A 20,413-nucleotide genomic window follows, 5' to 3' on the forward strand; every position below is an offset into this window, starting at 1 on the left:
AAAGATCCCCGTACAAAAACCATACTAATTGCTTCTTCAGAAATTGCAGAAATATATTTATAGAAACGGAAACGATATAGAATATAGTCTTTTTATTTGTGCCAATAGTCGATTTCCCCTGATTCTAACGTAATTAAGCAAGAAGCGAACAGAAAATGGTCATAAACAATAACGAGAGTCACTCGTTTACAATCCCACAGACCATTTTGTTGCAATATCTATAAAAAGAATTTCTGCTAAAATTTTTTCTTCATTAAAGTTAGGTTCTAAAAAGCGGATAAAAAAGTTAATATTATGTAGATCCAAGTTGTTTTTTCTTTCATAAAGCGAATCAATGAGGTATTGATTAGAGGGTTGTATATTTCTTTGCCAACTTCATGTATTCTAGTGCACTATGCTCCATCCACCATAATGACTTGCCAGTTAACTCTTTTTTTACTTTACCTGGTGTCCCTGCAATCAACTGGCAACTTTGAAAATAACTTTCTCCTGTGATAACACTTCCTGCGGCAACCACACATTCATTCTCAATTACTGCTCCATCAAGAATTACAGCGTTCATGCCAATCACATTTTGATTTCCAATAGTACAATTATGCAAAATAGCTCCATGTCCAATCGTATTGTTGTCACCAATATAGGTTCCCGTATCTGTCATATGAATGATACAGTTATCTTGAATATTTGTATTCTTACCAACTCGAATTGGACCAACATCTCCTCTTAGTACGGCACCAAACCATATGCTACTTCCTTCTTCAATAATAACGTCACCTATAATCACTGCAGTCGGCGCGATAAAAACATGCTCCGAAATTTGTGGCATCTTTCCGTTAAATTCGTAAACCCCCAACTTGAACCATTCCTCTCATTTTTAATACTTACTTGGGGTTAAAGACACACCCAACATTTCTCTGGCTTGTACAGGGGTTGCGATTTCACGATTTAACTCTTTGGAGATGCGAACTATTTTTGCAACACCTTCTGCATTATCTTGTAGCTTTTGACCGCGCTTAATATAGATATTATCCTCTAATCCCACACGTACATGTCCCCCAAGTAAAATACTCATCGTCGTCATCGCCCATTGATATTTTCCAATTCCAGCCGTAGCAAAATGAGCTCCGTTAGGCAACTCCTTAGCCAGTTGGATTAGATTCTCAGGTGTTGGATATGTCGAAGTTTGATATCCCATTACGAATTGAAAAAGATAAGGCTGCTTTACTAACCCCTTGGAAATAAGATCTTGCGCAACCCAAAACTGTCCAGAATTATATATTTCCATTTCAGGTATAATAGCCCAGTTCAACATTTCTTTGGCGAGCTGTTCAATAAATTCATAAGTAAATGGAACACAGATATCGTATTCTTGCTCTGGATGAGGATGCACGATTGGTTCTTTTCTTTCTTTTATTTTAAACCTAGACATATCCGGCCCCATATTTAACGAAGCCATTTCGGGTCTTGCTTCTAAACAACGAATGCGTTCTTCCATAGTGGATGTTGGACCACCACCGGTCGTATTATTAATAATGATCTCGGGACATTTTTCTCGAATTAACGCATTAATTTCAAAAAGAACTTCTGGGTCCATCGTTGTTTCTCCCAAGTTGTTGGGATTTCTCCCATGCACATGAACAACGGAAGCACCCTCTTGGTAAGCTTTATACACAGATTCAGCTATTTCCTCTGGTGTTTCTGGAATGGCAGGATGCGACTCCTTCCCCTGAACCCCTCCATTGCAACAACACGTTACAATCAATGGTTCTAACGTTGTTACTCGATTCATCCATTCATAAGAATTCGTGTAGTTCCATGAACTCATTTTGTTAACCTCCGTCTGATTTTTAAAACATCTACTCAATCTAATAAAAGCAAGAAAGGAATATATCTTTGCAAATACCATCTTACTTGCAAAGATACAAACAAAGACTATAATATGCATATTATATTTTATATGTTATAACATTTTAAATTTTTTGTAAATTATATTTTATAACATTTTGCAAATAGTTTATAACAATGATCAAAAAAACTCTAAGAGCAAACTAGCACCGTTTCTTTCATATAACTAGCCGCTAATACTTTCTTAGTTTTAGCCCCTCCCTACTATCCTCGCTCAGTATGAGTGAACGCAAAAAAGCTAAAGCCCTATTTCTTGAGCTTTAGCTTTTTTTACAATTTATTTTTATGAACTTTTAATGAAAATTTTGAAGTAAAATGCTTTTGGAGTTTGCATAGTGATACTCCATCATTAAAATGGCTTTACCGATATCGTTTTCGGAAACAGCTTCAAGAATTTGCTTGTGCTCAACAATACCATTTTGTCTTGAACTTTCTATTTCGTGGTATTTTGAAGTAATAATATCTAGTAATCCTTGAATCTGCAAAGCTGTACTGCTTAATTTTCTGTTATCGGCATATTTATAAAAAACCTTATGGAACTGATGTAGATGGAATAGGTATTCTTCTTCGCAATTTTCTAAATCACTTGATGACTGACCATCCAAATGTACTTTTAAATCTTTTACAAGTTCTTCGACTCTCCCTTGCTTCATCGCTAATTTTATAGCGGAGCAATCAAGAATCGAAATTAAATCAATAGTTTCTGAGATATCTTTTTGATCTAGCTGTATTACTCTATATCCAATATTAGGAATATACTGTACTAAACCTTCTTGTTCGAGCCGCTTAAAAGCTTCACGAAGAGGAGTATGGCTAACACCAAACCTTTTTTTTAGTTCGCTGAAATTGATTTTCTCCCCACATTTGACTCGCTGACGAGTAATATCTTCTCTAATTTTAGGATATATCTGTTCAGCTAGAGATTTTTCTAGAGAATCTTGAAACAATTTGTTCACCTACACATTCTTGAAGATATAAATTAACTATCTGATGGCGATATATTATACTTTATAATATATAACATTAATGTTAAAAGTTCAAATTTTCCAAATACATTTATCATTTGTATCCGAGAGAACCCTTTCCTCAAGGCATTCGAATACTGTGGAAAAAACTGTCCATCCCATAAGATAACAAAGCTTTAACGTCCAAGTGGATTTGTATGGATACCAGTTAATAATCATAACTGTCACTGCTGGATAGATTCCTAAAAGTATTAACACTACACTAAATTCTAATTTCTCCACTTCAAAAAATCCCAATGCTTTAAATCGATAGCTTGCATAAAGATCCGCTATAGTGCTCGCAAGCAATCCAAAGATAACTGTTGTATATATTTCCGAAGTCTTTAATAAAATCATTCTATTAAAGGGCCATTAATGGAATGAAAATTCCAAATGTAACCAGAAATTTATGTTAATGTTTGGTGGGAGATTGTGAAGAAATGTAAAGTAACGGGAGATTAGTCCAAGATCCCCCTCCAGGGTTAGAATAAGAGGCAAACATCGAGCTTTGATTCCATTTAGTATTATATACATAAGTATTAGGTTCAACACTTTTATCTGTGTTAGCTTCATTATTGCACCTCGCATCATTTGTTAATGATGCAGCAAAGCTTATGGTAGCAGAACGGTTGGATGGAGCAGCCCGCTTATGCGCTTGAAAGAAATAAGTTAGCAAATGATGAGTAACCATCCCATATTCCTGAAACTTTTGCCCCTTTCTTCAAAACACCTTGCATAGGATCTCCTTTCTAAAAGCAATCCTGACGCAATGAAACAGAACACTGTTCATAAAACGAAATGTAATTGCGTCAAAATTCTTTTCACCTACATCATTTTCGTGGTTTTGGCACTCTACTTTCCGATCTTTTGACCGATTTAGTTGATGGATTCGCATTTCTTACTTTGATTTGTTGTTCTGCTTCCCATTTGGTAAGATGTTTTTCCGATCTCTTGACCGACTCATTTGGTGGATTCGTAAATGTGTTTCCTATAACCTCTTTTGGCGACACTGCCTCGGTTTTCTTCCTAAAATGCCGCCAATCCCTTCTAAATAAAAAGAGCTGCTCTCCTTTGGAACTGCTCTTAGGGAACAGCCTTACCCAAAGTGAATAGCTGTTACTAATTTTTAACACAATACCACATTTGCAGGCAGCTTTATTTTGGTTAGAATTTCAAGCTCTTTTAAACGAGCAGTATTATACGAGGAACCATGTAACAATTGAGAATCTGCGTATGCTGGATGTCACATCATTTCAACCGTTTTTCCGTCTTCGATTTTATTTAAACATTCAATAAGAGCAAGCTCTGTTGCTCTTTCTCCATAGAAATCAAATAGCGCAACATCAGTAAACGATTTTTACTCCAGGTATTTTTTCCATACCATTAACTCTCACAGGCAATTCGTAGCGATTGGCTAGTTTTTGAACAATAGGCAGGAGCTCTTTTCTTGTATGAACATGATGATGACTGTCCATGTGAGTGGGTTCGAGCCCTATTTGCTCTGTCCACTCTCGTTCAAGTTCCTGTAAGGATAGCTTGTCAAAATCAATCGATGACAAAGATTTAAAATTCCCTTGATTCCCGACTAATGTAGAGACATCGCCAACCAGTGGTTTTCCACATGTTAGAACTAAATGGATACCTACTCCAAGGCTTGGAAATCGTTTCGCAATTTCAACTGCATGTTCCACACCAGGCATATTCATCATCATCGTAGTCGAATTCACAATCCCCAATAAATGGCTGTCAAGAATTCCATAGTTAACGGCACGACTATATCCAAAATCATCTGCATTCACAATCCATTTTATCATTGGCCCTCACCATTAGTACAAGGCTACTAGCATCTAGCAGCCTTGTAAATTAAGATATTAGTTTTTAAAAAATTGCGGCAGGTAATCTTTATGGGCTTCAAGCATTTCATCCAGAATATGTTTGCCAATTCTATCAGATCCTACTAGTGGATTAATCGTTAATGCAAGAAGTGCAGTATTATAATCTCCTGTTACCACTGCTTCAATGGCCACCCATTCAAATGATTTGATGGTTTGAATCAGGCCTCTAATCGGTACAGGCAATTCGCCAACTGCAACCGGCTTAGGCCCATCTTTCGTAATCACACAGCTAATTTCAACGGCAGAAACATGGGGAATCCCGCTAATAGCACCATGATTCATTGTATTAACCGGTTGAATGTCACGTTTATCCGTATAAATGGAATGAAAACATTAATTGAATATTCCAAAACAATTTTTCGTGGTGACCGTGCTAATTTCGTTATAGAACGGAATTATTAGAAAACGACAGGTGTGAGCACCTGTCGTTTTTGTATTTTTCCTTAAAATTATTGTTTGGCACCAAATAGTCTTATTTTACTTATTTACATAGTTACGAAAGTAATGAGTCAGTTCAACCACCATCGCACCCATTCTTTCATTTTCTGGCGAGATTACTCGATCTACCCCTTCTTCCCTTAAAGCCTCTGCCGTTACCTTTCCGACTGCAACCGCAAGTGTCGGATCCTTAAAAGCTGTCAAGATTTCCTCAACACAGCCCTTTTCGTTTGCAAAATCAAATAAGGAACGAACTTGGTTTGCAGTTGTAAAACATACGGAATCCAATTTATTTGATAGTAGCTCATCACAAATCGTTTCAAGGGTTTCAGCCTCAGGCGCAATATGCTGATAGGGGAGCAGTTGTAATACCTCAGCCCCCCTATCCTCAAGAAACTTGATCAATGCCGGGGCCTTTTCTCCATGGAGCTGAACCATCACTTTTTTACCCGTGAAATCAAAGCTTTCTAGAGATTGGATTAATCCCTTGGTTGTTCCGTCCTCGTCAATAGCAACGGGTTTTACTCCGAGTTCTTTTAATGCCAAAAGGGTTTTATAGCCTCTTGAAGCCACTTTGGCTTGACGTATGATTGATAAAAACTCATTTTCGACATCTAATTTTTTCGCTAATTCAAATAAAGTGGTGGTACCCATTCCCGTTGTAAAAATCACCCAATCCGCTCCATCATCAATAAACTTTAGCAAATCCGGCTCCACTTCCTTTTCCGATAAAAGAACCGTTCCTTGCAACGGACGAACGACCGAGATCCCCCCTTGTTTTTTAATAAGAGTGCTGATTTCTTCTATTTTCCTTGATCCAGTAACTGCAATTCGCTTCCCCATCAAAACTTTTTCCATCCATTAATCCTCTTTTCAACTATGTATTTAAAGAGATTATATCCATAAAGGATGATGTTGACCAACAAAAAAAGCCGACGTATAATATAAACATAAGTTTAATAAACAAACAGATGTTTAGTTTTAAAAATCTAGTGCTGTGAAACTTGGAAAGAATTAAAATCTTTAATCCAAAATAACAATACTGTTTAGGAACGAGGTGAGTTTTGTGCCTGAGAAAATGAATGAAAAAGAACAATTCATTTTGGATTTAATTCGAAACAATCCCTATATTTCGCAGCAAGAGCTTGCGGAAATTTTAGGATTATCCAGACCCTCCGTCGCCAATATGATTTCCGGTTTAACCAAAAAAGGAAAGATTTTAGGGAGAGCCTATATTTTAAGTGAATCACAACATGTGATTTGTATCGGTGGAGCGAATATTGACCGGAAATTCCACGTGAAAGAAAAAGCCCAGTTAGGTACTTCCAATCCTATTTACGCCACTCAGAATGCAGGTGGGGTAGCAAGGAATATTGCAGAAAATCTGGGACGGCTTGGAATGGAAGTGGACCTAATCTCTACAAGCGGTGATGATAAGGACTGGTCTTTTATTGAAGAAGCATCCTCGTTATACATGAATTTGAAAGCGGTTACTAAATTCCCTGAAAAATCCACTGGATCTTACACGGCGGTCCTCGACGCTAACGGAGAATTAATTATTGCGTTGGCAGATATGGAAGTGTACGAAGCAATCACACCTGATTTACTTCTTAAACACGATGTCTTATTAAGCCAAGCAAAATGTGTCGTGACCGATTTAAACTGCCCAAAGGAAACGATTCAATTTTTGTGTCATTTTGCAAAAAGCCATAACATTCCGATTGTTTTAATACCCGTTTCATCTCCAAAGATGAATCGATTACCAGAAGATTTAGAAGGTGTAACATGGTTAATTACAAACCGCGATGAATCGGAAACGTACTTTCATACTGAAATTAGAAGTGAATCAGATTGGAAAAGAGCATTAGAAAATTGGTTATCATTCGGAATTTCGAATGTGATTATTACGAACGGTAAAGAAGGATCGATGATAGGGAATAAGGAAGAAGGGATTTTCCATGTTCCTTCCATTGAAATAAAGGAAACCATCGATGTAACAGGTGCAGGAGATGCCTTCTCTTCTGCGGTTATCTACACTTGGTTAGAGGGAAAATCATTACCTGAGATTGCGAAAGCCGGCAATGTGAATGCCGCCAAAACACTTCAAACTCCTTATACGGTCCGTCAGGATTTATCATCTGAAAAACTATTAAATGACATGGAGGAAACATCATGAAACAATATATCGAATTATCTGAAGAAGTACGTGCAGCAAAGGAACAGGGAAAACCGATTGTTGCCTTGGAATCAACCATTATTTCACACGGTATGCCCTATCCGCAAAATGTCCAAACTGCTCGTGAAGTAGAACAAATTATCCGTGATAATGGCGCTGTACCTGCTACCATTGCTATTGTGGATGGAAAAATTAAAATCGGTTTATCCGATGAAGAGTTAGAAATGTTTGGGAAAAGTTCTGATGTAGCAAAAGCATCAAGACGTGATCTAGCATATTTAATTGCTACAAAAAAACTAGGAGCCACGACAGTCGCAGCTACGATGATTTGTGCAGAGGCAGCAGGAATCAATATCTTTGTTACCGGTGGTATCGGCGGTGCTCACCGTGGTGCCGAGACTACCATGGATATTTCAGCTGATTTAGAAGAACTTGGTCAAACAAACGTGGCCGTAATTTGTGCAGGTGCTAAATCGATTTTAGATTTAGGATTAACAATGGAATATCTTGAAACAAAAGGTGTACCGGTGATTGGTTATCAAACCGATTTATTACCAGCCTTCTATACACGCAAAAGTGAATTCTCAGTGAACTTCCGTGCTAACGATGTTGAAACCATCGCTTCAACGTTAAAAGTAAAATGGGATTTAAATCTTAAAGGCGGAGCTGTAATTGCCAACCCAATTCCTGAAGAACATGCGATGGATGAAAAAACGATTAATAGCGTAATTGAAGCCGCATTAAAAGAGGCAGAAGAAAAACATATTAGCGGTAAAGAGGTTACACCATTTCTTTTAGGGAAAGTTAAGGATCTAACAGAAGGTAAGAGCTTGGAGGCCAATATCGCTCTTGTTAAAAACAATGCAGTGGTTGGGGCAAAATTAGCGGTAAGTTTTAATTCAATAAAATAAATCGGCTACCAAACAGAGCTTGCAGGCAAAATCTGGATTTTAGATTAGTCTGCAAGTTTTTTAATTTTACAGACAAAACTTCCGTGTCTTCAGAAGAACTGTCTATAAAACTCAACTTTATAGACACTACTTTCGGCTACCCTGGAAGAACTGTCTATAAAACCCAACTTTATAGACACTACTTTCGGCTACCCTGGAAGAACTGTCTATAAAACTCAACTTTATAGACACTAGTCCCGTCTCCCCCGAAGAACTGTCTATAAAACTCAACTTTATAGACACTACTTTCGTCTACCCTGGAAGAACTGTCTATAAAACTCAACTTTATAGACACTACTCCCGTCTCCCCCGAAGAACTGTCTATAAAACTCAACTTTATAGACACTACTCCCGTCTACCCAGAAAAACTGTCTATAAAACCCAACTTTATAGACACTACTCCCGTCTCCCCAGAAAAACTGTCCAAAAAAGCTATCGGAACTTTTGCCGATAGCTTAAAATGATTCACCCATAATCATCACCGAAGAAACCACACTGGCTGCTTTCTTTCCATTTTGAAAAAGGTCCGCTACCACGTAGGCAACTTTTCTTCCCATTCTTTCCACGCGGGCTTCCACCATAACCTCTCCCTTTAAAATCGGTCGATGAAACGTTGTATGCAAATCGATAGAAGTAAAGCTTTGTCCCTTCGTGATCTTAGATGCAACCGCATATGCCATCATAATGTCTGCCGCAGATGAAACAAAGCCACCCATCGCAACACCAAGTCCGTTCATAAACGGTTCATCCACTCTCCATATTCCCTGTGCAACCCCATCATTTGCTGAAGTTACCTCAAGCTGTAACGTATGATCACATGGAGGAGCTACAGCCCCCTCTGTGACAACCTTCATGAGATTGAAATCCTTATTCATCACCAAACTCCTCTCAACACAACTTACAAGGGAAACAGACCCAAGCACTCCTCCATGATAGACCGCGCTTCCTTCATCATGCCATCTAATAATTCCTTTACAGTAGGAATATCCTGAATAAGGCCGGCAACCTGCCCGCTGTTCATAAAACCATTTTCACCGTCACCACGTAACGCACCATTCAGATGGAAATCTTCCGATGTCATCTGGCGATATTGTTCTTCCGACAAACCCTGTCGCTCTAAATCAATAATTTGTTTAGCATAACCCGATTTCAAAACCCTCCGTACCTGTCCAACTGAACGACCCAAAATTACCGTTTCCTGATCGCTAGCCTCAATCAATCTATTTTTATATGTTGAATGAAATGGAGCATCCTTCGTTGCAATCAAACGTGTCCCCAGCTGTACTCCTGATGCCCCCAGCATCAATGCGGCAGCTAACCCATGTCCATCACCAATTCCCCCTGCAGCTAAAACAGGAACAGAAACCTGTTTGCAAATTTGTGGGATAAGCGTAAACGTGGTCAGTTCTAGATTGGAATTGATTCCGGCTGCTTCAAAACCTTCCGCAACCAAAACATCGGCACCAGCTTCTTCTGCCTTTTGCGCATGTTTGACGGCAGCGACAATGACAATTACCTTTATATGATGTTCATGTAAAGTAGCGATATAGGGTGCGGGATTGCCTGCAGATAATGAAACTACAGGTATTTTATGTTTAATCACCAATTGAATCATTTCTTCCGTAAAAGGACTAACGTTAATTGGTATATTAATAGCAAACGGTTTGTTCGTCTTTTCCTTTGTTTCTATAATAATTGCTTCAACTTGCTCTGGGGTCATCGTTCCGCAACCGATTGTCCCAAGACCGCCGGCATTCGATACAGCCGCAGTCAACTGGGCGTTACTGATATTCCCCATCCCGCCCTGAATGATTGGATATTTTATCGAAAGCAGTTCATTCACATATTTCACACATATTCCCCTCTCTTATAAAAAGCAAATGCGCGGTTCAATTTACAACAAAGCAGCTCTTCCTAAATAATTGCCGAAAAGCTGCTTTGCTGGTCACTGAATCATATACGGATGGTATTTGGCATCATAGGAGTCGTCTTTTTTGCACAGATCATTGTTTTCCTTAAAAATACTTTCAAAAAAACGACTGGCCGGTTCCGCAAGAAGTTGATAATATTGGTTAAATAATGTGGCAGCTAGGTTTCCGTTCCAATTTTCCGGCAATAGTTCTTTCGGAAGTCCGGGATCGATAAACAAAAATTTGCGATATTCATGGACAAGCTTTGTCCGTTCAACAAAACATTGTGCATCTGTCATTTCTCCGCGATTAATGATCTCTTGATTTGCAAAAAACAGCTTGCTGTACGTGATAATAAATTCTTCATATTTTTCGACCACTTCTTCTAACGGCCAGCTTTTTTCAACTAAAGTTTTATTGTCTCTTGGACCGATATATTCAGAAACGAAAAAGTCGACATATTCGCTGATGTCATATTTATCAATAAGAAGCTTCACTTCTTTTTCCAAGTTATTCGGAGAAATCCAGCAGGCATTTGAAAAGCTGCCAAAGCCGCTCCATAATAACTCCTGTCGAAGTTCATCTCGAATCTGTCTTTTTTCTTCGGGAATCGTGTACATGAGAACGCGCCATTTTCCATCCCATTCATTTGGATTGAGCTTAAAAATACGATTTCCTGCTTCTTCAATCCGGTCTACACCCTGTTTGGTAAGAAAATAATAGCTGCGATTCTCGATCTTTTCAGATTGGACCCACCCTTGTTTCAACATGCGGGAAACGGCTACCCGAACGGCCTGCTCATTATGACCGAATTCCTTTAACAGTCCAATTAGACTGCCAATCCAAATTTTATTCCCATAGTGATGAATATAATCACCGTAAATTGTAAAAATCATGGAGCGTGTATTTTCACCCATTCATTTCACCCCCCATTTCTTTTTATATCACATAATTTATACGAGCGTTAATATTGTTATATATTTTTCTAAAAAACACAAGCTATTTCCCTGAAAAACGAGGGGATCTTTTCTCACTGAATGCATTTAAGGCTTCAAGACGATCTTCTGTCGGAATCGTTAGTTCATAAGCTTTTGCCTCAATTTCAAGCCCTGTTTGTAAATCGGTGTTGAGCCCTCTTGTAATTGCATATTTCGCCTGCCTGATGGCAACAGGTCCATTTCTCATTATTTTTGCCGCAAATTCCTCACAAGCGGGAATTAGCTGGTTTCGAGGTACCACCTCAAGGACAATCCCTAAATCAAGCGCTTCTTCTGCAGACATTTTTTTTGCAGTAAATATTAATTCCTTTGCTTTTGTCTCACCAACCAGCCTTGGTAATCGCTGGGTTCCGCCTGCTCCCGGGATAATCGCCCAGCTTGTTTCTGTTAATCCCAACGAAATTCCTTCTGCGGCAATCGCAAAGTCACAGGATAGCAGCCATTCGAATCCCCCGCCTAGTGCGTAGCCGTTAACGGCTGCAATGGTTGGCTGCGGTAGCAATCCAATACTGTTAAATACATCGCGAATGGCTTTCACATTCCTTCTTGTTTCTGTTTCTGTTAATGTTTTTCTTTCCTTCAAATCCGCACCTGCACTAAACGCTTTTTCTCCAGCACCAGTAAAAATAACAACATGAACATCGGGATTTAGAGCAATGCTATTGACCACTTCTTGAAGCCCGGAAAGTGTAGCATAGTTAAAACAGTTTAATACGTCAGGTCGATTAACGGTAACATAGCCAATATGATTTTCTACTTTAAATAACACATTTTCCATAAATCCATTTCGCTCCTTCATCTAGAAAAAATAGCCCTTATTAGTCAGACTATATAAGGGCTTTAACACTTAATTTTCAAAGTTTTCAATAATGGCGGCAATACCTTGACCGACGCCAATACACATGGTTGCCAGACCATATTGAACCTTTTGTTTTTTTATTTCATGGACAAGTGTGGTCAAAATGCGAGCACCACTTGCACCAAGCGGATGTCCAAAGGCAATGGCACCGCCATTGACATTTACTTTCTCCGCATCCAGTTGAAGCTGTCTCATACATTCGATTGATTGAGAAGCAAAAGCTTCATTTAATTCAACTAGACCAAGGTCATCGACTGATAGATTGGCTCTAGTAAGAGCTTTTCTTGTCGCATAAATAGGTCCAAGTCCCATTACCGATGGTTCAAGACCGGCAACAGCACCTACTACATATTTTGCAAGCGGCTTTAATCCAAGCTCCTTCGCTTTTTCAGCACTCATTAACAATATTGCTGATGCCCCGTCATTTACACCGGATGCATTTCCTGCTGTGACCGTACCGCCCTCAAAAATCGGCTTTAACTTTGATAATTTTTCTAAGGAGCTATCTGGGCGTGGATGCTCGTCCTTTGTCACCATTACCTCGTTTCCTTTTCGATCCTTAAAGGTGACGGGCACAATTTCATTTGCAAAACGTTCGTTCTCCATGGCCGCTTTTGCCCGTTGCTGGCTTTGAAGCGCAAATTCATCTTGTTCCTCCCTAGTAATGGAACAGCGCTGCGCTACGTTTTCAGCTGTTTGGGGCATCGACTCTTCCCCATACATCTCTGCTAGTTTTTTATTGGTAAACCGCCAGCCAATCGTAGTATCTTGAAGTTCCATGGAACCTCTAGGAAAATCAACCTCAGGCTTGCCCATTACATAAGGAGCCCGTGTCATGCTCTCCGTTCCACCGGCAATATAAATATCCCCTTCACCTACCGCAATCGATCTTGCCGCATAAATCACGGCGTCCAAACCGGAACCGCATAGACGGTTAATCGTTGTTCCGCCTACAGTAATCGGCAGTCCAGCAAGCAGTGCTGACATTCTGGCAACATTTCGATTGTCTTCCCCTGCTTGATTGGCGTTCCCAAAAATAACATCTTCAATTTGTTCCGGTGGAAGATTTGGATTTCGATCAAGAAGAGCCTTGATGACGATGGCCCCAAGGTCATCTGGCCGAACACTTTTCAAAGCGCCTTTATATTTTCCAATCGGCGTTCTAACGGCGTCTACAATTACAACTTCTTTCATTTTTTCACCAACTCTTCTTTTTTCGTATAATCATAAACACCTTTGCCCGTTTTACGGCCCAGACGGCCTGCAGCCACATATTGTTCGAGCAATGGTGCCGGACGGTATTTTTCACCTAATTTTTCATGTAAATATTTCAAGTTATTTAAGCGGGCATCCAAACCAACAAGGTCAACCAGTTCAAACGGACCCATCGGGTAATTCAAACCAAGTTTAATCGCTTTATCAATATCCTCTGGGGTGCCTAGACCTTCTTGAAGCATATAAAAAGCTTCATTTCCGACCAGGCAGCTGATTCGGCTTGTGACAAAACCAGGGAATTCATTAATTACAACGGTTTCTTTTCCCATCTGTTCGGCTACTTTTTTAATCGTTTCTGCTGTTTCATCACTTGTTTCAAGACCGCGGACGATTTCAACAAGCGGCATTTTATGAACAGGATTGAAAAAGTGCATAGCAATGGTCTGTTCTGCCCGTTTTCCATATGAAGCAATTTCAGTTGGGCTCATTGTGGAAGTATTTGTTGCAAAAAGACAATGCTCAGGCGCGTATTGTTCCATCGTTTCAAAAACCTGTTTTTTGATTTCTGCTTTTTCAGGCACGGCTTCAATAATAAGATCTGTGGAGGAACAAGCCTTTGGTAAATCACTCTCATAGGATAGATTCGCTTTTCCCAGCTCTTCCTGTTCAACAGAAATTTTTCCTCTTTCGCGTCCTTTTGCAAAAATTGAATTCAGTTCACCTTCAGCACTTTTAAGCGCATTTTCATTCACATCAACCAATGTAACGGAAAATCCACCAAGTGCAGATACATAGGCAATCCCTCTACCCATTACACCAGAACCAACAACAACGATGTTTTTCATCAAAAATCTCTCCTTTGTCTAATTAAAGAAGTACGAATGAAACGTGGAAGTCTCATTCGTACTTGTAGGATATTAAACACCTAGTGGATTTATTGGACGACTTCCAAAGTAAGAAACAATGCTCTTTGTTTCGGTATAAAGGTCAAGTGTTTCAATGCATAGCTCGCGGCCGAAACCAGATTGCTTATAACCGCCAAATGGTGTTCCAGGGAATGCTGAGAATGGGCAGTTTACCATCACAATTCCTGCTTCAATCTGTTTCGCCACACGAGTTGCACGCGCACCATCTTTTGACCAAACGGCTGATCCTAATCCGAATTCTGTGTCGTTTGCAAGTTTAATGGCTTCTTTTTCATCCTTAAACTTCATAACAACTACAACAGGACCAAAGATTTCTTCTTTTACAACTGTCATGTCGTGGTTAACCTTTGCAATGACAGTCGGCTCATACCAGAATCCATCTTCATATCCTTCAACAACAGCAGGCTTTCCTCCTGCTAAAATCTCTGCGCCTTCTTCAATCGCTGATTTTACATAGCCATCGATGACATCTAGCTGGCCTTGGTCGATAATCGCTCCCATATGCGTTCCTTTATCAAAAGGATTAGCAAGGACAAGCTTCTTTGTTTTTTCAACAAATTTAGTGATGAATTCATCGTAAATATCTTCATGAACATATAAACGGGAACGTGCTTCACAGGATTGTCCTGAGTTATAGAAGATACCGAATAGGGATCCATCTACTGCAGCATCAATATCCGCATCTTCAAACACGAGATTAGGAGACTTCCCACCTAATTCAAGAGTGACACGCTTTAATGTTTCAGATGCTTTCCCCATAATATCTTTTCCGATTGGTGTAGAACCAGTGAAAGCCACTTTATTTACTTTTGGATGTTCAACAAGGTAGTTACCAACCTCTGAACCTGATCCTGGAACAATGTTGACAACCCCCGCAGGAACGCCTGCTTCTAAGCAGATTTCCCCTAAAATAATCGCTGTAAGCGGAGTTAAGCTTGCTGGTTTTACAATAACAGAACAACCAACTGCAATGGCTGGAGCAATTTTCCAAGCCGCCATCATCAATGGATAGTTCCAAGGAATGATCTGCGCACAAACACCAACAGGCTCTTTTTCTGTAAAATTATGAAATTGACCAGGCATATTGTTCACAACACCGCGATGACCGACAATAGCCGCCGCATAAAATTCAAAATCCTCAATCGCTTGTGATACTTGGCCTTGAGCTGCAGCCAATGATTTCCCAGTATCTAAAATCTCTAATTCTACAATTTCATTAAAACGGGAACGCATTATCGCAGCAATTTTGTTCAAAACTTGTGAACGGCGGTTAATCGGGTATTTGCGCCATTTTCCATGATCAAATGCCTCACGGGCAGCCTGTACTGCTTTTTCTGTGTCTTCTTTTGAAGCTTTTGCCACTTCGGCAAGAAGCACACCAGTAGCAGGATTATAGGTTTTAATGGTTTGACCAGTTGAGCTTTCTACTTTTTCACCGTTTATAATTAAATGATAATAATCTCTTTTTAAAGAAACTGCTTCAGTAACTTGTGTTGACATCTGTTATTCCTCCTCTTATTTGCCGATAAAGGTTGGTTTTCTTTTTTCCATAAAGGCCTGCACACCTTCACGAGCGTCTTTCGTTAGGCCGGCAATTCTTTGGGCTTGTGCCTCTTCTTCTAAGTAGTTAGTAAAGGATTTTTCACCTGCAGATTTGATTGTGCGTTTGATTAATCCGATTGCTTTTGTTGGCAGAGTCGCAATTCGCTCCGCAAATTGCGTTACTTCAGCGTCCCAGTTATCGGTAGAAACCACCTTGGTCGCTAGTCCCAATGTAAGCGCTTGATCCGCAGGGATTTTTTCACCTAAAATCGAGATTTCTAATGCTTTCGCTTCTCCTACTAATCTAGTAAGGAAGTAACTATTCCCTGAATCCGGTATTAAACCAATGTGAATAAAAGCATTTAGGAAGCTTGCGCGGTCTGAAAGAAGACGAAAATCACAGGCTAGTGCCAGACTGAACCCTGCACCGGCAGCAATCCCGTTGACAGCCGCAATAATCGGTTTCTCACATTGATAAAATTGCTTCATCATCGGCCCGTATTTCTCCCTTAATACTTGCCCATGATCCATATTTTCATCTACTTCTGACAGGTCTTGACCAGAGCAGAAACCACGTCCTTCACCGGTAATCACGATGCAACGGACCTCTTCAGCTGCAGAAGCTGTTTTAATGGCTTTCGTAATTTCTCTATTCATTTGGGCCACGAACGCATTTAATGTAGTAGGGCGATTTAACGTAATCCGGGCCACACCGTTTTCAACAGAATACAAAATCGTTTCGTACATATGGTTATCTCCCTTTGAATTCTGGTTTCCGCTTTTCAATAAAAGCGTTCATACCTTCTTTTTGATCTTCGGATGCAAATAATAAATAGAAATTTTTCCGTTCATATTGCATCCCTTCATAAAGAGAATAATCAACCGCTTTATTGACCGCATCTTTAATGAAACGAATGGAGAGCGGTGCTTGGTTCGCGATTTGTCTGGCAGTTTTCATCGTTTCTTCCATTAATAATTCAGGAGAAACAATTCGATTAATTAGTCCGTTTTGAAGGGCATCCTCTGTTGTAATTTGAGTGCCGTTCCATAACCATTCCAACGCTTTCGTTCTGCCGACAATTTTTGTTAAACGCTGGGTGCCACCAGCTCCCGGCATGACCCCAAGGTTTACTTCCGGGAATGAAAATTCCGTACCGCTGGCTGCGATGAGTAAATCACAGCTCAGCGCCAACTCAAATCCCCCGCCAAAAACAAAGCCTTTTACCGCCCCTATGATTGGCTTTTTGATTAAGGATAGACGGTCCCAATCTGCAAATTGATTCAATAGCTCCAGTCGAACTGGATCATCCCCTGCCATTTCATCAATATCTGCACCGGCTGAAAACGCCCGCCCTTTCCCCGTGATTACGATAACCCGAACTTCCTCATCCCCATCCAAAGTTTCCATCGCATCAACAATTTCGTGTACCATTGTTCGATTCAAGGCATTATATTGAGCTGGTCTATTTAGCTCAATGAGCGCTACACCCTCTTGATGTGTTGCTTCAATAAATTCATACGCTTTCATTAATCGTCTTCCCCAATGACCAAAGTAACGAGCTTGCCGGCAAATTTCATTAAGTCTTTGCCAGATGCTTTGCCTTCCTCTGAACGCAAACCTTTTTGCAGATCCTCATGGCTGTCATAGCGCATTTCGCACATTAAATAATAAGGAGCATCTCCACCCATTGGTGTTCCTGTAAACTTTGTTACTTTCATTTCACGAAGACCTGGAATCTTTTCTGTAATCGGCACATGCACATTAAAATAGTGTTCATCAAATGCAGCCTTGTCTTCCGGTTGTTTATATAAAGCTATTAATTTTGCCATCATCGATTCTCCTCACATTCTCTTTATCTACATTAAAGTTGATATCGGTTTCATTGCTTCAAATGGGTTTTTACAGCTTTTACAGTATAAAATACTTCTGCAGGCTGTGGGTCCAAAGATGTTGTCCATGGTCACATAGGTTGAACCGCAATATGGGCAATCAACATGCCACGATCCATCACTTTCCATTAATCGAGGTGGAGGAGCAATTCCAAATGCTTTAAGCCCATTTCTGCCTTTTTCAGATATCCGATCTGACGTCCATGGCGGGTGGTTGATAAATTCTACCTTCACCTTTTCTACATCCTTAAGGGCCTTCACGGCATTTTCGATATTCTTTTGGATAATGCTAAGGGCCGGACACCCCAAAAAGGTCGGCAGGATTTTTATCTCAACCACACCGTTTTCGGCCTTTACCTCCTCTACCATACCCAAGTCAATAATACTCACTGTATCAATTTCAGGATCTTTAACATCATTTAATACATCTAATACCTGCTTTTCCAGTGATTTTATAGACATTTGCATGATCACACCTCATTTCTATGTTTACATTACCATGATGCAGCTGTATCTAAACGATAAACCTCTGAAAGTGTCTCAATCGCTGACACTAAATCATCTGTATGTTCTAAATTACGGCCGTTTCTTCCTGGGTTAGCTGGAATTTCCGGAACTAATAAACTAACAGATTGTAGAACAGGCTCCAATTGTTGTTTCCAACGTTGGATTAGGACATCGCTTTTTTCAATTAAACCTAGTTCAACGATTCTCTCACTGTCGTTTCCAAGTGAAAAGACATCGCCAAAATCACTCATGACTTGTTCAATCGCGGCTTGCATTCTTTGCTTCGCTTCATCTGTTGAACTTAGAAGTTGAACAAACCATGTTTTCCAGTGAAGCAAGTGGTAATACAATTCCATGTTTACTTTAACCGCAACTTTTGCCAGTGGTTCGTATGCGCTATTTTTCAATGAGTCAATTTTGACTTTCTTCGCGGCAGTGTAAAAATAATTCCGAACGACTGCGTAAGCCCAGTCATATTTTGGGACGTCCATGTAATAGCCTTCACCATTTGGTCTCTCTACTAAAATACTATTCTTTCTTTCATTAGCAGGTCGCAGGTGGGCTAATGCATCAGAATGGCCAATCCCCATTTCTTCTAATAGTTGATAAAACATAGCGGCATGGCCCATGCTGTCCTGGCTGATAGAGGAAGAAGCAACATCCTCTTCAATATGTGGTGCAAGTCCAAGCCATTCAGAACCCCTGTAGGAATAAAAGAAGTCATCATCCGCAAGCTGAAACAACAAATTGACTACAGCATCCTTAAATTCAGGAGTTAGGGTTAAATTTTGTTCAGTCATTTTTGTCCCCTCCTGCCCAAGAAAGAATTTCTTTTTCATCAAACATTTTTTGTTCGTAATGACGCCATTTTTTCTTTAAGTAGCCGTAGCCCTTCGTTGTACGGTAATCTTTATTATCTAATCGTTGTAAGGTAAGCTTTTCTTCCTTTGACATACCACAGATATGTTCACGGTTCACTACCCAAATATCTGCAACCGGGTCGCGACGCATAAAGTTTTCTTGAGCCATTACCATCGCCATTTCAGCATTTGGCGCTAACAAACTAAATTGGTGCTGAAAGGGTGAAGAAGGTGTCCGTTTACTGAAAACTTCAAATTCTTGGTAAAATGTTTTCTTTTGCTCCATTTTTTCCTTCCCCTTTCCTTAATTCAATGCCGCACTTAGAGCATCGCGTACCCATGCGTTGTTCTCATAAGAAACTCTGCGCAAGTTCAAGCGTGCTTGTGAGCGTGGACCATTGTTTTTAATAATTTGCTTAAATTTATTCCAATCAGGCTGCTGGTAAACCCAAAGCTGCTGCTCTTCGTCGAAATGAAGAGTTGGATCCGGAATCGTTAAGCCTAATGATAAAATTCGCGGAATATACTTTGTAAAGAAGCTTTGTCGTAATTCTTCGTTTGTACTTGTACGAATTTTATACTTAATCGTTACATCCTGTTTACTTGTACCTGTTGTTGAACTGCTAGCCGGACCGAAGAACATGAGAAGAGCTTCCCACCAGTCATTTAACGCTTCTTGAATCATTTGTTTTTGTTCGTCTGTTCCTTCCGCAAGCGCCATGATAATCGCTTCCCCGTGCTGAGCATGGAACACTTCCTCTGCGCAAATGCGATGCAGTGCTCTTGCATATGGACCGTAAGATGCACCAAGCATGTTTGTTTGTGTGATAATGGCTGCACCATCAACGAGCCAGCCAATCATTCCGGCATCAGCCCATGTTTTTGTTGCCATATGGAAGACATTATGAAACTTTAAATCTCCCTTAAAGAGGTCCTGCATTAAATCGCCGCGATCTTTTCCATAAGGCTTTAATAAATCCTCAGCTACACGAAGGAGCAGCTGTCCATGTCCCATTTCATCCTGAACTTTGGCCATGATTCCTAATTTTCTTCTTAGTGATGGAGCTTTTGGCACCCATTCCTTTTCAGGAAGCGCTCCCATAATTTCGCTGATTCCGTGCTGAGAAATTAATTTTATAAGTGCTATCCGGTATTCTTCCGGCATCCAGTCATCCGCTTCAATTTTGTCTCCTGCTTCAATCCGTGCGACGAATTTTTCTAATTGTTCATGTTCTGTTAAATCTCTTTCAAGGATGCTCATCTTTATACCACCTCTCGATATAACGTTTATATAACGTTATTATATTTTATTGTTATATAAATAGCAATATTTTTTCT

Annotated in this window: 21 protein-coding genes and 2 pseudogenes; 2 read left to right on the forward strand and 21 right to left on the reverse strand. The window is 39.9% G+C overall.

The window, feature by feature from the left end; all coding sequences use genetic code 11:
- Positions 1-346: 346 nt before the first annotated feature.
- The 7 genes and pseudogenes from J2Y67_RS00360 to J2Y67_RS00390 form a co-directional block, all read right to left on the reverse strand.
- A complete protein-coding gene (locus J2Y67_RS00360) occupies positions 347-826 on the reverse strand; it encodes a gamma carbonic anhydrase family protein (RefSeq protein WP_310169507.1) in 480 nt (159 codons plus the stop codon).
- Between the two features lie 48 nt (positions 827-874).
- A complete protein-coding gene (locus J2Y67_RS00365) occupies positions 875-1,825 on the reverse strand; it encodes a beta-keto acid cleavage family enzyme (protein WP_310169508.1) in 951 nt (316 codons plus the stop codon).
- A 373-nt stretch (positions 1,826-2,198) separates the two neighbouring features.
- Positions 2,199-2,852 carry a GntR family transcriptional regulator gene (locus tag J2Y67_RS00370; RefSeq protein ID WP_310169509.1) on the reverse strand — a complete coding sequence of 218 codons (654 nt, stop codon included), beginning with the start codon at positions 2,850-2,852 and terminating at the stop codon, positions 2,199-2,201.
- Positions 2,853-2,942: 90 nt separating this feature from the next.
- Positions 2,943-3,266 carry a hypothetical protein gene (locus J2Y67_RS00375; protein ID WP_310169510.1) on the reverse strand — a complete coding sequence of 108 codons (324 nt, stop codon included), beginning with the start codon at positions 3,264-3,266 and terminating at the stop codon, positions 2,943-2,945.
- Positions 3,267-4,035: 769 nt separating this feature from the next.
- Positions 4,036-4,723 (reverse strand): annotated as a pseudogene (gene chbG, locus J2Y67_RS00380) (chitin disaccharide deacetylase).
- Positions 4,724-4,780: 57 nt separating this feature from the next.
- Positions 4,781-5,128: pseudogene (locus J2Y67_RS00385) on the reverse strand (family 4 glycosyl hydrolase); the annotation flags it as partial.
- Between the two features lie 153 nt (positions 5,129-5,281).
- The gene (locus J2Y67_RS00390; RefSeq protein ID WP_310169511.1) at positions 5,282-6,100 is read right to left on the reverse strand and encodes a uroporphyrinogen-III synthase; all 819 of its coding nucleotides are present in this window, start codon (positions 6,098-6,100) and stop codon (positions 5,282-5,284) included.
- Positions 6,101-6,320: 220 nt separating this feature from the next.
- Between J2Y67_RS00390 and J2Y67_RS00395 the strand changes: the two genes are divergently transcribed.
- Together J2Y67_RS00395 and J2Y67_RS00400 are read left to right on the forward strand one after the other, a co-directional pair.
- Positions 6,321-7,418 (forward strand): carbohydrate kinase, encoded by a 1,098-nt coding sequence (locus tag J2Y67_RS00395; protein WP_310170220.1) that lies wholly within the window; start codon positions 6,321-6,323, stop codon positions 7,416-7,418.
- Positions 7,415-8,329: a pseudouridine-5'-phosphate glycosidase gene (locus J2Y67_RS00400; RefSeq protein WP_310169512.1), complete on the forward strand. Its 915-nt coding sequence runs from the start codon at positions 7,415-7,417 to the stop codon at positions 8,327-8,329. The genes J2Y67_RS00395 and J2Y67_RS00400 overlap by 4 nt, the downstream gene beginning before the upstream one ends.
- A gap of 494 nt (positions 8,330-8,823) precedes the next feature.
- On the opposite strand, the gene J2Y67_RS00405 is transcribed toward J2Y67_RS00400, so the two are convergent.
- The 14 genes from J2Y67_RS00405 to paaA all read right to left on the reverse strand — a co-directional run bounded on the left by J2Y67_RS00405 (position 8,824) and on the right by paaA (position 20,336).
- Complete coding sequence (locus tag J2Y67_RS00405; RefSeq protein WP_310169513.1) at positions 8,824-9,243, reverse strand: PaaI family thioesterase; 420 nt, start codon at positions 9,241-9,243, stop codon at positions 8,824-8,826.
- Between the two features lie 23 nt (positions 9,244-9,266).
- Entirely contained in the window at positions 9,267-10,220 is a 954-nt protein-coding gene (locus tag J2Y67_RS00410; RefSeq protein ID WP_310169514.1) for an NAD(P)H-dependent flavin oxidoreductase, read from the reverse strand.
- A gap of 93 nt (positions 10,221-10,313) precedes the next feature.
- Positions 10,314-11,195: a phenylacetic acid degradation operon negative regulatory protein PaaX gene (gene paaX / locus J2Y67_RS00415; protein WP_310169515.1), complete on the reverse strand. Its 882-nt coding sequence runs from the start codon at positions 11,193-11,195 to the stop codon at positions 10,314-10,316.
- An 82-nt stretch (positions 11,196-11,277) separates the two neighbouring features.
- Positions 11,278-12,054, reverse strand: coding sequence for an enoyl-CoA hydratase-related protein (locus tag J2Y67_RS00420; protein ID WP_310169516.1), 777 nt, complete (start codon positions 12,052-12,054; stop codon positions 11,278-11,280).
- Positions 12,055-12,123: 69 nt separating this feature from the next.
- Positions 12,124-13,329 carry an acetyl-CoA C-acyltransferase gene (locus J2Y67_RS00425; protein ID WP_310169517.1) on the reverse strand — a complete coding sequence of 402 codons (1,206 nt, stop codon included), beginning with the start codon at positions 13,327-13,329 and terminating at the stop codon, positions 12,124-12,126.
- Positions 13,326-14,198, reverse strand: a complete 873-nt coding sequence (locus tag J2Y67_RS00430) for a 3-hydroxyacyl-CoA dehydrogenase (protein ID WP_310169518.1) — start codon at positions 14,196-14,198, stop codon at positions 13,326-13,328. Before J2Y67_RS00430 ends, J2Y67_RS00425 begins: the two co-directional genes overlap by 4 nt.
- A 69-nt stretch (positions 14,199-14,267) precedes the next feature.
- Positions 14,268-15,776 carry an aldehyde dehydrogenase family protein gene (locus J2Y67_RS00435; protein ID WP_310169519.1) on the reverse strand — a complete coding sequence of 503 codons (1,509 nt, stop codon included), beginning with the start codon at positions 15,774-15,776 and terminating at the stop codon, positions 14,268-14,270.
- Between the two features lie 15 nt (positions 15,777-15,791).
- Positions 15,792-16,565 (reverse strand): enoyl-CoA hydratase-related protein, encoded by a 774-nt coding sequence (locus J2Y67_RS00440; protein WP_310169520.1) that lies wholly within the window; start codon positions 16,563-16,565, stop codon positions 15,792-15,794.
- A gap of 4 nt (positions 16,566-16,569) precedes the next feature.
- Positions 16,570-17,346, reverse strand: a complete 777-nt coding sequence (locus tag J2Y67_RS00445; protein ID WP_310169522.1) for an enoyl-CoA hydratase/isomerase family protein — start codon at positions 17,344-17,346, stop codon at positions 16,570-16,572.
- Positions 17,346-17,648 carry an EthD family reductase gene (locus tag J2Y67_RS00450; protein ID WP_310169523.1) on the reverse strand — a complete coding sequence of 101 codons (303 nt, stop codon included), beginning with the start codon at positions 17,646-17,648 and terminating at the stop codon, positions 17,346-17,348. Before J2Y67_RS00450 ends, J2Y67_RS00445 begins: the two co-directional genes overlap by 1 nt.
- 27 nt (positions 17,649-17,675) lie before the next feature.
- Positions 17,676-18,170 carry a 1,2-phenylacetyl-CoA epoxidase subunit PaaD gene (paaD, locus tag J2Y67_RS00455; protein ID WP_396954017.1) on the reverse strand — a complete coding sequence of 165 codons (495 nt, stop codon included), beginning with the start codon at positions 18,168-18,170 and terminating at the stop codon, positions 17,676-17,678.
- 32 nt (positions 18,171-18,202) lie between these two features.
- Positions 18,203-19,015, reverse strand: coding sequence for a 1,2-phenylacetyl-CoA epoxidase subunit PaaC (paaC, locus tag J2Y67_RS00460; RefSeq protein ID WP_310169525.1), 813 nt, complete (start codon positions 19,013-19,015; stop codon positions 18,203-18,205).
- Complete coding sequence (gene paaB / locus J2Y67_RS00465) at positions 19,008-19,361, reverse strand: 1,2-phenylacetyl-CoA epoxidase subunit PaaB (RefSeq protein WP_310169527.1); 354 nt, start codon at positions 19,359-19,361, stop codon at positions 19,008-19,010. Before paaB ends, paaC begins: the two co-directional genes overlap by 8 nt.
- Positions 19,362-19,379: 18 nt before the next feature.
- On the reverse strand, positions 19,380-20,336 hold the full coding sequence (paaA, locus tag J2Y67_RS00470) for a 1,2-phenylacetyl-CoA epoxidase subunit PaaA (protein ID WP_310169528.1): 957 nt from the start codon (positions 20,334-20,336) through the stop codon (positions 19,380-19,382).
- Positions 20,337-20,413: the final 77 nt, after the last annotated feature.

Source organism: Neobacillus niacini, from assembly GCF_031456445.1.
Taxonomy (GTDB): domain Bacteria; phylum Bacillota; class Bacilli; order Bacillales; family Cytobacillaceae; genus Neobacillus; species Neobacillus niacini_I.

Bases quoted from the DNA above. Each gene is read 5' to 3' on its own strand.
- J2Y67_RS00360 (WP_310169507.1), bottom strand. From the start codon at position 826: ATGCCACAAATTTCGGAGCATGTTTTTATCGCGCCGACTGCAGTGATT.
- J2Y67_RS00365 (WP_310169508.1), bottom strand. From the start codon at position 1,825: ATGAGTTCATGGAACTACACGAATTCTTATGAATGGATGAATCGAGTA.
- J2Y67_RS00375 (WP_310169510.1), bottom strand. From the start codon at position 3,266: ATGATTTTATTAAAGACTTCGGAAATATATACAACAGTTATCTTTGGA.
- J2Y67_RS00390 (WP_310169511.1), bottom strand. From the start codon at position 6,100: ATGGAAAAAGTTTTGATGGGGAAGCGAATTGCAGTTACTGGATCAAGG.
- J2Y67_RS00395 (WP_310170220.1), top strand. From the start codon at position 6,321: ATGAATGAAAAAGAACAATTCATTTTGGATTTAATTCGAAACAATCCC.
- J2Y67_RS00400 (WP_310169512.1), top strand. From the start codon at position 7,415: ATGAAACAATATATCGAATTATCTGAAGAAGTACGTGCAGCAAAGGAA.
- J2Y67_RS00405 (WP_310169513.1), bottom strand. From the start codon at position 9,243: ATGAATAAGGATTTCAATCTCATGAAGGTTGTCACAGAGGGGGCTGTA.
- paaX (WP_310169515.1), bottom strand. From the start codon at position 11,195: ATGGGTGAAAATACACGCTCCATGATTTTTACAATTTACGGTGATTAT.
- J2Y67_RS00420 (WP_310169516.1), bottom strand. From the start codon at position 12,054: ATGGAAAATGTGTTATTTAAAGTAGAAAATCATATTGGCTATGTTACC.
- J2Y67_RS00425 (WP_310169517.1), bottom strand. From the start codon at position 13,329: ATGAAAGAAGTTGTAATTGTAGACGCCGTTAGAACGCCGATTGGAAAA.
- J2Y67_RS00435 (WP_310169519.1), bottom strand. From the start codon at position 15,776: ATGTCAACACAAGTTACTGAAGCAGTTTCTTTAAAAAGAGATTATTAT.
- J2Y67_RS00440 (WP_310169520.1), bottom strand. From the start codon at position 16,565: ATGTACGAAACGATTTTGTATTCTGTTGAAAACGGTGTGGCCCGGATT.
- J2Y67_RS00445 (WP_310169522.1), bottom strand. From the start codon at position 17,346: ATGAAAGCGTATGAATTTATTGAAGCAACACATCAAGAGGGTGTAGCG.
- J2Y67_RS00450 (WP_310169523.1), bottom strand. From the start codon at position 17,648: ATGGCAAAATTAATAGCTTTATATAAACAACCGGAAGACAAGGCTGCA.
- paaD (WP_396954017.1), bottom strand. From the start codon at position 18,170: ATGTCTATAAAATCACTGGAAAAGCAGGTATTAGATGTATTAAATGAT.
- paaC (WP_310169525.1), bottom strand. From the start codon at position 19,015: ATGACTGAACAAAATTTAACCCTAACTCCTGAATTTAAGGATGCTGTA.
- paaB (WP_310169527.1), bottom strand. From the start codon at position 19,361: ATGGAGCAAAAGAAAACATTTTACCAAGAATTTGAAGTTTTCAGTAAA.
- paaA (WP_310169528.1), bottom strand. From the start codon at position 20,336: ATGAGCATCCTTGAAAGAGATTTAACAGAACATGAACAATTAGAAAAA.